Here is an 11,780-nt window from a genome sequence, read left to right as displayed (position 1 = left end):
CAACCCATCCACATCCACCCTCCCCGCACTCACGGAAGCCACCGCCGAGCGCCCCCTCGACCTCCTCATCGTCGGCGCCGGCCTCTCCGGCATCGACCTCGCCTACCACGTCAACAAGAACTTCCCCGGCTGGAACTGGGCCGCCGTGGACTCCAACTACGACGTCGGCGGAACCTGGGCTACCTTCCAATACCCCGGCATCCGCTCAGACTCCGACATGGCCACCTTTTCCCTCCCATTCAAGAAGTGGCCGCACAAAGGCACCCTCGGCTCCGGCAAGCAGATCCGCGACTACTGCCGCGAAGCCGCCCAGGAGATCGGCATGCTCGACCGCCTGCAACTATCCACATGGGTCGAATCCGTGAACTTCCACACCGACCGCGGCCTGTGGGAAGTCACCATGCGCGTCGGCCGCCCCGGCCACGCCAACTCCGAGGGCACCGACGGCTCTGACTCCGCCGCCTCCGCCAACCCCGAGCAGCCGACCATCACCACGTGGACGCGCCGCCTCCACTTCGCCACCGGATACTACCGCCATGCTGAAGGGTTCACGGCGGAGATTGAGGGCGTCAATACCTTCGAAGGCACCGCCCTGCACCCACAGCAATGGCCCCGCGACCTCGACGTGCGCGGCAAGAAGGTCACGGTGATCGGCTCCGGCGCGACGGCAATTACGCTGGTCCCGGCGCTGCACTCGATGGGCGCGGACGTCACAATGCTGCAGCGCACCCCCACCTACATCGCGCCGCTGCCGGAGACAGACACGATCAGCTCCCTCGTCGGCCTGGGCTTAAGCACCGAACCCGGCAAATTCGGCCACCGCCTGGCGCGCACCCTGCACATCGGCCGCGACATGGCGCAATACCACCTCTGCCAGACCTTCCCCAGCATCGCGAAGCTCGTGTTCCGCGGCTGGAACCGCCTCTACCTGCCCGCCGACGAGGTCCGCCGCAACTTCACTCCCCCATACGGCCCGTGGGACCAGCGCGTCTGCAAGTCCCCCGGCGGCGATTTCTTCAAGGCTGTGCGCGACGGGGCGAAGGTCGTCACCGACCACATCGAGCGCATCGACGCCGGCGGGGTGCGGTTGCGCTCCGGCGGGTACATCGAGGCTGATGTCTTGGTGATCGCCACGGGACTACAGCTTCTTGCTTTTGGTGACGCCAACTTCTCAGTCGATGGCGCCCCAGTACCCACCGAATCTCTGGTGGCTTATCGTGCCATGATGGCTAATCGACTGCCGAACTTCTCCTACACCATTGGGTACTTGAACCAGTCGTGGACGCTGCGCGCGGACATGACCTCGCGGTACCTGGTGCAGCTGTGGAAGGACATGGATTCGCGCGGCGAGCAGTGGGCATGCCCGGTCCTGCCCGACGGCGAGCCCGCTGACCTGCCGCTTCTGGAGATGTCCAGTGGCTATATCCAGCGCAGCGTGGGGACTCTGCCGCGCCAGGCCGCCGGGGATCCGTGGCGGATGGAACACGACTACATCAAGGAGCGCCGCACCTACACCAGTGCGGATAATACCCACGACATGGCCTTCGGCGTGGATGCGCTGGAGGCGGCGGCACCGCTGGCGGCTGGCGAGGGCGGCGGCGGGGCGGCTGAACTGCGGGTTTAGCAGCTGCGCTGCGTGTTTAGCCGCTGCGCCGGGTGATGGTGGAGCTGGCGGGAGAATGTCGTTAGAACGGGAATGCGCTATAAGCACCCATTTGCAATACCGCAAACGCGCAGGTCAGAGCGTTGCGGAATCTTGCAAGCCATCGCGGAGGCCGACGTATTCCCGTTCTAGCGACATTTCGGCCCAGCGGAAGCGCGGCGGAGCCTGATCCGGACGGCGCATTCCCGTTCTAGCGACATTTCGGCCCAGCGGAAGCCCCGCGCAGCCTGAATCCTGTGTTGCGGAGACTTAAATGTCGGAAAAGTTGCAATTCGTTATCGCAAACCATTTCCGCTTTTGTAAACATGCAGGTCAGCGAGTTTTCTGACGTTCGCGGTTTCAACGACTTTCTTAGTTTTGCAACTTTTCCGACATTTAGCCCTGAGAAATGCAACTTTCCCGACACTTTGCGCCGCTGGCGATGGCTGCTAAGCAGTACAGCCAGGCAGTGTGGTCGAGCAGTACGGCTAAGCAGTGTGGTCGAGCAGTACGGCCAGGCAGTACAACCTGGCAGTACAGCCAAGCAGCATAAACCGGGCAACGGAAAAGGCCCCGCGCACGAATGCGCGGGGCCTCAACCTGCTGTTGTCTAAGTTAAGTTTTCTGGTGCGTTATAGTCGCACGCGCATCTTCGCAGCTCAGCGGCTCTTTACATAGCTCCGGAATGTGAATGCCATCGCGTGGTGTCTAAGCACGCGATCAGTGGCGCCTATCACTAGACAAACACTAGGCACTCGATCTGTGGTGTCTAGGCACGGATCGCGCGACCTGTGGTGTCTAGGCACAGGACGCAGGAGCTCGCGGTGATGCCAGCCAGCTGGAAAGTCACCCCAGCCAGCCAAGCCAACCGAAATGTCACTCCAGTCATGCCAGGCTGGCTGAAATATCAGCCCTGCCAGCCCAGCAAGCCAAGCCAGCTGGAAAGCCAGCCGAACCAAGCCAGCCGACTGAAGTATCAACTAACTGGAAAGCCAGCCGAACCAAGCCAGCCGAACCAAGCCAGCCGACTGAAGTATCAACTAACTGGAATGCCAGCCGGCCGGAATGCCGACCAAGCCAAGCGAAGTTACGCGGAAACGACCTCGAAGCTCAGGGATGCAACGATGTCGTTGTGCAGCTGAACGTCCACAGAGTAAACGCCGGTTGCCTTAACATCGCCCTTGCGCAGCTTGATGGTGTGCTTATCCAGGGAACGACCGTTGGCCTTCTTCACTGCATCAACAATCTGATCTGCAGTGACAGAGCCGAAGATCTTGCCGGTCTCTGCGGTGCGGACCGCTACGGTCACGCCACTCAGGTTCTCCAGCTCTTCCTTAACCTCGCGTGCGTGATCCAGGTCGCGAATCTGTCGTGCTTCCTGCGCGCGCTTAATTCCTTCGATCTGCTTCTCAGCGCCGCGGGTAGCAACAATTGCGTAGCCGCGCGGAAGCAGGTAGTTACGTCCGTAGCCAGCCTTGACCTCTACGATGTCGCCGGGGACACCGAGCTTGTCAACGTTGGCGGTGAGGATCAGCTTCATGATCCAGCCTTTCGTTGTGCTTTGGTTTGACCAATTATGTTCAAGAAATTTAACGCTGACCAGCAGCTTTTAAGCTAGCCGATCAGAATGGCGGCTCGTCGTCGCCATCACCAAAACCGGACTGTGGGGCAGAGTTCCACGGGTCGTCATCCATGGCCGCATTGTGGCCACCGAAGCCCTGGTTGTTCTGTCCCTGATTACCCTGGCCGCCCTGGTTGCCGGCGTTCCCGCCGAAGCCACCCTGGCCGCCACCATTACCCTGGCCACCCTGGCCACCTTGACCGCCCTGGCCACCGAAGCCGCCGGCATTACCGCCGCCGAAGCCTCCGCCGTTACCACCAGCGTTGCCGCCCTGTCCGCCGCCACGGTATGCCTTGTTGATATCCGCGGTAGCGAAGCGCAGCGAAGGGCCGACCTCTTCCACTTCAATCTCGAAGACGGTGCGGCGCTCGCCGTTGCGATCCTCGTAGGAACGCTGGCGCAGTCGGCCGGTCACGATCACGCGGTCGCCCTTGTTCAGGCTGTTTGCCACGTTCTCGGCTGGTTGGCGCCACACATTGCAGGTCAAGAACAGCGGCTCACCGTCGACGAACTGACCAGCCTGCTGGTCGTAGCGACGGGGCGTGGAGGCCACGCGGAAGTTAGCCACTGCGGCCCCGTTGGGGGTGTAGCGCAGTTCCGGATCCGCAACGATGTTGCCGACCACGGTGATTTGGGTATCTCCCTGTGCCATGTCTCTTTCCTAACGTTGTGTGGTGACGTGTGGGCGTCAAAAAGAATAGAAGCCCAAAAAGTTTACAGTGGTTACAGTGCTTAGGTTAGTGGTTTGAAGGTGCCTGTACAGTCCGTTCGGAGCCTGCAGCTGTGAAAGCTACTGGTCCTTCCGCAGCACCTTGGTGCGCAGGATCTGGTCGTTGATGTTGAGCAGGCGGTCAATTTCCAGCACGGTAGCCGACTCACACTTCAGGTCGAGAACAACGTAGATGCCCTCGTCCTTCTTGTTGATCGGGTACTCGAGGCGACGCTTGCCCCAGATATCAACCTTTTCCACGGAACCGTTTTCCTTGCGGACAATTTCCAAGTACTTGTCCAGCGACGGGGCAACGGTGCGTTCATCCTGGGAAGGGTCGATGATGATCATCATCTCGTATTGACGCACGGACCTCATCACCTCCTATGGTCTTGTGTTTCGGCCATACCCCTTTTGGGCATGGCAGGAGGGTCGTTGCGTCAGCAACTCTCTCAGCCTACCTGGTGCCCCCGCGTTTTAAGAAATGCCCCCTCGCGCGCCACACACTCCTTAAGCTGCGACGAATACCGCCAGCCCCACCGGCACGATGGTCAGGAACAAGACGGCGAAGCTGAAAAGCGTCCATACCTGCTTCTTCGACTTGCCGTACATGAAACTCGCGAAGCTGCCGCCCACGCACAGGAACCCCACCAGCACACTGGCCATGGTGATGATTATGGTCGTGTTATCCATCGTTGCTCTCTTTCTTTTCGGCGCCTTTCTTATTGACGCCCACTTCTCCGCCGAAACCATTCCCGTTCTCGCGCGCGGACTGGTTGGTTGGCGCATCCGCCGGTGCCTCGGCAGGCGCGCCATCCTGCACCACGGCTGACTCCTCCGCTTTGGTTCCGGCCAACGCGCCATCCTGTACCTCAGCCGGTTCCTCGGACAGTACTCCGGCGAGCGGGTCGCGGCTTCCGTGAGCCTCGCGGATCGGATCCGGACTGCGGCCCATGATTTGCCGGATGACCAGCACCGCCATGAACACCAGCAGGCCAAGCCGGACGATGGTCACGGTATCTACCAGCCAGTGCGGTGCTGCCTGGTTCGCGGGCAGGAACTGCCACATGCGCAGGTACCAATACACAGTCTCCAATGCCGCCCAGCCAAAGACCAATCGCCAGCGGGGGAGAGCCAGCACCAGCAGCGGCACCAGCCATATGGAGTACTGCGGGCTCCACACCTTGTTGGTGATCATGAAGGCCAGCGTGGCCAGGAACGCCACCTGGCCGACCCGCGGAGTGCGCGGCGCTGCGAAGATGACCAGCCAGGCCAGAGCCAGAAGTGTGATCAGCAGCAGTACGCCTGTCAGCAGGTTGAGAGTTTCAGCGCCTTCGACGGACTTGGAGGGGGATACGCCGTTCCAGGCGTCATTACCCAAGAGGTGAGCAATGACGGCATAGATGGTCGAGCCTTCCCAACCGCGTTCGGAGTTCAGCTTGAAGAACTGCGACCAGCCCTCCGGCGCGAAAACCATGATCGGCAGGTTGATGATCAGCCAGCTGGCGAAAGTCCAGCCGACCAGCTTCGCCAGCGGAACCCAGGCGCGTTGGCGCAGGCACAGCAGAATCAGTGCGCCGCCGATGAACGCGGGCCATAGCTTCAGCGCCACGCCCACGCCCGTGGCCACGCCGGCCCAGCCGGGGCGCCGGTTGGCCCAGAAAAGGAAGATGGCGACGGCCGCCGCGCAGGTCAGCAGGTCGAAGTTGGTGAAGGCGTGGACGATGACTAGGGGAGAGGCCGCCATCAGCAGCGTGTCCCACACTCGGTTGCCGGTGAGTTTCGTCATCAGGCCTGTGGCGATCAGCCAGAACAGGGCCAGGAAGAATGCGTTGACTCCGAAGTAGATCGCCGCGGGTGCTGCCTGCGGCAGGGGGAGGAAGTTCCACACGGCCTCCACTGGGCGCGCGATCGCGGCCATCAGCCACTGGTACAGGCCGGTGAGCACGGGGTATTCCATGTACCGCGTGACGCCGTCGTCGACGAAGGAGGTGAAATAGGGGAAGTCGAGTTTATCCAGCCCGCGACCCGCATACAGGGAGACTGTGTCGGAGTAGCAGGCGGAGGTGAATTGGCGCTTCCCGGACCAGTCCACAAAGGGGTTGCCCTCGCCGTCGAAGCCGGTGCGGATGCACTGTGCCTTTTGCAGCCAACCGAATACTAGGAGGGTGGCGGCGGTGGCGAGCAGGACGCGCAGGGGAGTCCACCAGTTCGCCCGGCCGATGAGGGCGTGGGCGCCGGGTGGGCCGCCGATGAAGCGGATGAATCCGCGGGCCATCGGCTCGGTGCGGGAGGGCAGCACGCGCTGCTCGGCGTGCTGCTCGGCGCGCTGGCCCGCGGCCGGTTGCGTGGCCTGCTCCGCGCTCGAGTCCGCGCCCGGACTCCCGGCGGCCGGATTCCTATGGGTTGAGGATTCCATCGATCAGGTCTTGTAGATCATTGTTCTGCGGTGGGTTGCCACCACCCGGAGCCGGGCGCTGCGGCTCGGGCCGCGGGGCAGGCGCCGGCGGGGCAGCCGGTTCCGGAGCCTCCGGCTCTGCCTGCTGCTCTTGCTCCTGTTCCTGGTAACCACTGTCGCCGCCCTGGGCAGCTCCGCCGCCGACGTAGCCACCGCCGCCGGAGGCCGCTGCGCCGGTGCTGAACTGCTCGACATCCTTGCCCTCCAGCTGACGGTCCAGCACGCCCTTCCAGATCTGGGCGGGCAGGCCGGCGCCGTACATCACGCCGCCGTAGCTGTTGTGAATCGGTTTGCCCTCGGCGGTACCGACCCACACGGCAGTGGATAGCTGTGGGGTGGAGCCAATCATCCAGGCATCCTTATTCTCGCCGGTATCGCCCAGCTGAGCCGTACCGGTCTTAGCAGCCGACGGGCGGCCACCGGCCAGCGTGTTGCCGTTGGAGTACGCCGCGATGGGCTGCATCGCCTGGATCACGCCATTGGCGACTTCCTCGGAAACCACGCGGTCGCCGTCGTCGTTGGTGTTATCCAGCAGCACGTCGCCGTTGGAGTTCTCCACCTTCTCCACGAAGTGCGGGCGGTGGTAGGTGCCGCCGTTGGTCAGGGTTGCCAGGGCGGTGGCCATGTCCAGTGGGCTGGACTGATACATGCCCAGCGTGATGCCTTCTGCCGGCTTGCCGTTTGCCTCCTGCAGAGTCTTGCCCACGCCCGGCAGCTCCTCGGACACACCCAGGCGGTGCGCCATGTCGGCAACGTCCTGCGGGCCGCCCTTCAGCGACTGCGTCAAGCGGATGAAGCTGGTGTTCAGGGACTGCTTCAGAGCTTCGGCGATGCTGCATGTGCCGCAGCTGGCACCGCTGACGTTGGTCACCTGTGCGTCACCGGTCATGACGGGGGAGGAGTCGAACTGGTCGTAGATGCTGCCGCCCTGGTCCAGGTATGCGGCCAGCGCCAGGATCTTGAACGTAGAACCGGTCTGCAGGCCCGCCCCGGCAAAATCGAAGCCGACTGGGTCGTCGCCGCCGTACCAGGAGCGCACGCCACCGGTCTTCGGATCCACCGAAACCACGGCGGTGCGCAAGCCTTCTTGCTGTCCCTCCAGCTTCTTGTGGATCTCATCCACCGCGTCGGCCTGCATCTTCGCATCAATGGTGGTGGTGATCTTCAGACCACCAGTATTCACCTGTTCCTCGGTGATGCCGGCGCGCTCCAGCTCTTCAATCACCTTGGTCTTGATCAGGCCGTTGGTGCCCACGGCTTGGGTGCTCTCCGCGGTTTCCGCCGGATCCTTCACCTTCGGGTACACGGCGTTCCGCCGGTCCGATTCCTTCATCGCGTCGATGCTGACCATGCCATCCAGCACGTAGTTCCAGCGTGCTTCCGCACGCTCGCGGTTGGTCCACGGATCCAGGCCAGAGGGCGCCTGGATGGTTGCGGCCAGCACTGCGCCTTCCTCCGGCGTGAGGTCCTTGACGTCCTTGTCGAAGTAGGCGTGGGAAGCCGCGCTGATGCCATAGGCATTGCGGCCGAAGTAAATGGTGTTCAGGTAGGCCTCGAGGATCTCGTCCTTCGACCATTCGCGGGCCATCTTCGCGGAGATTACCAGCTCCTTGGCCTTACGGCTCAGGCTAAACTCGTCGCCCACCAGCGCGTTCTTCACGTACTGCTGGGTGATGGTCGAGCCACCGCCGGCACCCTCGCGGCCCAGCACCTGGCCGATCGCCGCGCGGGCGAAGCCGGAGACAGAGAAGCCGGGGTTACTGTAGAACTCGCGGTCCTCAGCAGCCAGCACGGCCTGCCGAACTGCCATCGGGACTTCGTCGATCTTGACGTTCTGACGGTTACCCTCCGGCGGCACGATGCGCGCCAGTTCAGTGTCGTTGTCACTGGCCATAATGTAGGAGATCTGGTTGTTCACCAGCTCTTCCGGCTCCGGCACCTTCGTCACCGAATACGCCGTAAAGAACGCCACCAGCGGCACAATAATCAGCACCGCCATGACGGCTGCCAGACCCGCGAAGAAGCTTCGCAGGGTGCGCTTATCGCGCCAGCTGCGCTTCTTGCGCGTCCTTGCCTTCAGCTTGCCATCGCCCACTGAGCGGGATCCATTCTTCTTCACGCGAGTCTGTGGTCCATTCTTGTTGGGCCCATTCTTGCTGGGGCCGTTGTTCTGCGGCCTCTTTCTTTGTGACGCCGCCGCCCCCGCAGCACCAGCCCCAGCGCTCGCTGCGGCTGCTGCTCGGCGGGAACCTCCGGACTTCACCGGCTTGGTGCCACGACCCTGCACTGGGCGGCCCTGTGCTGACCTGCCCTGTGCTGGCTTGCCATTCGCAGCCCGGCGCTTGCCGGGCTTACCCGACTGACCCTGAGCGGGGCGGCCCCGCGTGGGCTTAGCGTGAGCGGGGTTGCCGTTCGCAGCCCGGCGCCTGCCGGGCTGGCCTGGCTTGCTGGGCTTACCTGGCTTACCCGACTGGCCCTGAGCGGGGCGGCCCCGCGTGGGCTTAGCGTGCGCGGGGTTGCCGTTCGCAGCCCGGCGCTTGCCTGACTGAGCACCCTGGCCCTGGCCAGGCCTACCCGGTTGCCCCGGCTTCCGCTGTCCGCCACGGCCGGCACGGGAGTTTCCGGCACCATCGCGGGAGAACGGGTTCTTGGACGGCTTGTCGCTACTCAACTAGACGAGTCTCCTGATTGTCGATCGTGATCCCGATCAGCTCTTCTCGGATCAAGTGATTCCATCTACACTTCATGCACACTTCAACGGTGTGTATCGAGAACTCAGCATCCTGTTGCACATTCACTAGCGCATCAATAACACCATTGATCTCTCTTACACTACGCGCTGTACCCGACTTTTCACCTAATACATCGCCGTGAATCCACTGCGTTTCCCTTAAATCATGCCTTCCGCACACCGGGCACGGACGGTCGACTGCCTGACCTAGAACCTCCGCGGACGAAAGGAGCCGCGGGGTGGCGTCACCAACAAAGCGCTCGACCCCACGCACCCGAGACAGAGTGCGACGGCGATCGAGTGACCTATCAATAACCCTTCGCGAAATCGACACACCCACATTCTAAACACGGCCCGGACAACCCCCACCGCGCGCAAGCTTGATCGATAAACCAGCCCGGCTTGATCGGTAAACCTGCCGACGAAGAGCGGTTTTCACCAGCCCACAACCTAGCGTTGACCGCATGACATCTAAGACTTGCAACATCGCAATCGTGGGGCTCGGCAACTGCGCGACCTCACTGATCCAGGGAATTCACCTGTATTCCGACGCCGCCGCGACCGAGAACGTCCCCGGCCTCATGCACACCCAGTTCGGCCCCTACTCGGTCGGCGACGTGCACGTGACCGCCGCCTTCGACGTGGACGCCGACAAGGTAGGCAAGGACGTCTCCGAAGCCATCGATGCGGGCATGAACTGCACCATCAAGATCGCCGACGTGCCCCACACCGGCGTGACCGTGCAGCGCGGCCACACCTTCGACGGCCTCGGCCGCCACTACCAGGAGAGCATCACCGAATCCGACGCGGAACCCGTCGACGTGCCACAGGCCCTGCGCGACGCAAACGTAGACGTGCTGGTCAGCTACCTGCCCGTCGGCTCTGAGGAGGCCGACCGCTTCTACGCTCAGTGCGCCATCGACGCAGGCTGCGCCTTCGTCAACGCCCTGCCGGTATTCATCGCCTCCGACCCAGAGTGGGCCGAAAAGTTCCGCGCAGCTGGCCTGCCGATCGTCGGCGATGACATTAAGTCCCAGGTCGGCGCTACGATCACCCACCGTGTGCTGGCCCGCCTCTTCGAGGAGCGCGGCGTGCGCCTGGAGCGCACAATGCAGCTGAACGTCGGCGGCAACATGGACTTCAAGAACATGCTGGACCGCGACCGTCTGGAATCCAAGAAGATCTCCAAGACCCAGGCGGTGACCTCCAACCTGAAGGAAAGCCCGCTGGCCGGCAAGGTCCACGACCGCAACGTCCACATCGGTCCGTCCGACTACGTGGAGTGGCTGGACGACCGCAAGTGGGCCTACGTCCGCCTTGAGGGCTCAGCCTTCGGCGAAGTGCCGCTGAACCTGGAGTACAAGCTGGAGGTCTGGGACTCCCCGAACTCCGCGGGCATCATCATCGACGCAGTGCGCGCCGCGAAGATCGCGCTGGACAGGGGAGTGGCCGGCCCGGTTGAGGCGGCCTCCAGCTACCTGATGAAGTCCCCGCCGACGCAGCTGCCGGACGATGTCGCCCGCGCGCAGCTGGAAGAGTTCATCAACGGCGCATAAGCGCTGGGCACAGGGAGCGTGGGGGCAAAACAGCCGTACTAGGCGACCCTCATGAGCATTTACTTGCAAAACTGTTGTATTTTAGTACCTATGGCTTCCACATCTCTTGAAATTGCCAAGAAACTGCGTCTCCCGTTGACGCGTCTGTACCTGCTGTACTTCCGCCAAACGGAGAGCTCGCACATCAGCATGGCGCAACTGTCGATCCTCATGATTCTCGAGGAAAACGGCCCAATGCGCATCAGCCAGATCGCGGCGACCGAGACGATCCGCATGCCCACCGCCTCCAACGCGGTCAACCAGCTGGAGACGATGGAACTGGTCACCCGCGTGCGCGACACCTCCGACCGCCGCGGTGTGAGCGTCGCCCTCACCGACAAGGGTCGCGAGGAGCTCGAGCGCCTGGGCGAAGAGCGCGCGGAGCAGCTGGCCAGCATGCTGGACAGCCTCAGCGAAGAAGAACTCAAGGAAGTTGCAGACGCCACCTCTGTCATCGAGCTGGTTCTGCGCCGCTACACTGAAGCTATAGAGGCAAAGCTGAACAACGACCAGCACTAAAGCTGGAGCTAGCGAGCAATCTTCCTTGAGCAACACCCCTAAGTCCGCCGACCCCCTCCGCCTACTCCTCACGTGGCGCCCCGAATCCGCAGGTGATGAGGCTGCGCAGGTCGCCGCCTGGATCGCCCGCACGGAAACCATTGCCCTGCGCACCGCCACGGTCATCTCGCGGTCTTGGACGGCGCAGCCGGAGCTGGAGTTCGACAGCTACTCGGAGTGGATCGAAAAGGAATCCGAGGCCGTATCCTCTGCCGCGCAGAAGGCCCTCGCTCTGGCCAAGCTGCCGGAGCAGATGCTGGACGCCGACGAGCCCTCCACCGTCACTGTTGATCACTCGGAAACGAAGGCTCTTATTGACGCCGCCGCCGAGTTCAACGCCGACATGATGATCTTGGGCTCCCACCCCGCCGCGCCGCATTCTCGCTTCCGAATCGGCTCGACGGCGGATGCACTGCTGCATTACGCCCCGCTGCCACTACTGCTGGCTCCGCGGACGCCGAGGCTG

The 11,780-nt window shown here is 62.9% G+C and carries 11 protein-coding genes; 4 read left to right on the top strand and 7 right to left on the bottom strand.

Features of this window, described 5'->3' with window-relative positions:
* On the top strand, positions 1–1,624 hold a 1,624-nt coding region (locus tag Q0331_RS06120), incomplete at its 5' end, for an NAD(P)/FAD-dependent oxidoreductase (RefSeq protein WP_298075563.1).
* A gap of 1,105 nt (positions 1,625–2,729) precedes the next feature.
* Here Q0331_RS06120 and rplI read toward each other — a convergent pair.
* The 7 genes from rplI to Q0331_RS06085 form a co-directional block, all read right to left on the bottom strand.
* Positions 2,730–3,182: a 50S ribosomal protein L9 gene (gene rplI, locus Q0331_RS06115; RefSeq protein WP_297666379.1), complete on the bottom strand. Its 453-nt coding sequence runs from the start codon at positions 3,180–3,182 to the stop codon at positions 2,730–2,732.
* Positions 3,183–3,264: 82 nt separating this feature from the next.
* On the bottom strand, positions 3,265–3,915 hold the full coding sequence (locus Q0331_RS06110) for a single-stranded DNA-binding protein (protein WP_298075562.1): 651 nt from the start codon (positions 3,913–3,915) through the stop codon (positions 3,265–3,267).
* A 138-nt stretch (positions 3,916–4,053) separates the two neighbouring features.
* On the bottom strand, positions 4,054–4,341 hold the full coding sequence (gene rpsF, locus Q0331_RS06105) for a 30S ribosomal protein S6 (protein WP_035003609.1): 288 nt from the start codon (positions 4,339–4,341) through the stop codon (positions 4,054–4,056).
* A 141-nt stretch (positions 4,342–4,482) separates the two neighbouring features.
* Entirely contained in the window at positions 4,483–4,665 is a 183-nt protein-coding gene (locus tag Q0331_RS06100) for a hypothetical protein (RefSeq protein WP_034985176.1), read from the bottom strand.
* A complete protein-coding gene (locus Q0331_RS06095) occupies positions 4,658–6,391 on the bottom strand; it encodes a glycosyltransferase family 87 protein (RefSeq protein WP_298075561.1) in 1,734 nt (577 codons plus the stop codon). Before Q0331_RS06095 ends, Q0331_RS06100 begins: the two co-directional genes overlap by 8 nt.
* Positions 6,372–9,101 (bottom strand): transglycosylase domain-containing protein, encoded by a 2,730-nt coding sequence (locus Q0331_RS06090; RefSeq protein WP_298075560.1) that lies wholly within the window; start codon positions 9,099–9,101, stop codon positions 6,372–6,374. The genes Q0331_RS06095 and Q0331_RS06090 overlap by 20 nt, the downstream gene beginning before the upstream one ends.
* Positions 9,094–9,435: a DUF5318 family protein gene (locus tag Q0331_RS06085; RefSeq protein ID WP_297666403.1), complete on the bottom strand. Its 342-nt coding sequence runs from the start codon at positions 9,433–9,435 to the stop codon at positions 9,094–9,096. The genes Q0331_RS06090 and Q0331_RS06085 overlap by 8 nt, the downstream gene beginning before the upstream one ends.
* 190 nt (positions 9,436–9,625) lie before the next feature.
* On the opposite strand from Q0331_RS06085, the gene Q0331_RS06080 reads away from it, so the two are divergent.
* The 3 genes from Q0331_RS06080 to Q0331_RS06070 all read left to right on the top strand — a co-directional run.
* A complete protein-coding gene (locus Q0331_RS06080; protein WP_298075559.1) occupies positions 9,626–10,717 on the top strand; it encodes an inositol-3-phosphate synthase in 1,092 nt (363 codons plus the stop codon).
* 90 nt (positions 10,718–10,807) lie between these two features.
* Positions 10,808–11,275 carry a MarR family winged helix-turn-helix transcriptional regulator gene (locus Q0331_RS06075; protein WP_293818385.1) on the top strand — a complete coding sequence of 156 codons (468 nt, stop codon included), beginning with the start codon at positions 10,808–10,810 and terminating at the stop codon, positions 11,273–11,275.
* 25 nt (positions 11,276–11,300) lie between these two features.
* Positions 11,301–11,780: universal stress protein (locus Q0331_RS06070; protein ID WP_298075558.1), on the top strand; the 480-nt coding region annotated here is incomplete at its 3' end.

Origin of the sequence: uncultured Corynebacterium sp., from assembly GCF_937999985.1 — a bacterium.
Taxonomy (GTDB): Bacteria; Actinomycetota; Actinomycetes; order Mycobacteriales; family Mycobacteriaceae; genus Corynebacterium.
Note: the sequence above shows the minus strand (reverse complement) of the source record. Positions and strands in the feature narration are given on the sequence as shown.

Coding starts and splice junctions, on each gene's coding strand:
- rplI (WP_297666379.1), bottom strand. CDS start 3,182: ATGAAGCTGATCCTCACCGCCAACGTTGACAAGCTCGGTGTCCCCGGC.
- Q0331_RS06075 (WP_293818385.1), top strand. CDS start 10,808: ATGGCTTCCACATCTCTTGAAATTGCCAAGAAACTGCGTCTCCCGTTG.
- Q0331_RS06095 (WP_298075561.1), bottom strand. CDS start 6,391: ATGGAATCCTCAACCCATAGGAATCCGGCCGCCGGGAGTCCGGGCGCG.
- Q0331_RS06100 (WP_034985176.1), bottom strand. CDS start 4,665: ATGGATAACACGACCATAATCATCACCATGGCCAGTGTGCTGGTGGGG.
- Q0331_RS06080 (WP_298075559.1), top strand. CDS start 9,626: ATGACATCTAAGACTTGCAACATCGCAATCGTGGGGCTCGGCAACTGC.
- Q0331_RS06110 (WP_298075562.1), bottom strand. CDS start 3,915: ATGGCACAGGGAGATACCCAAATCACCGTGGTCGGCAACATCGTTGCG.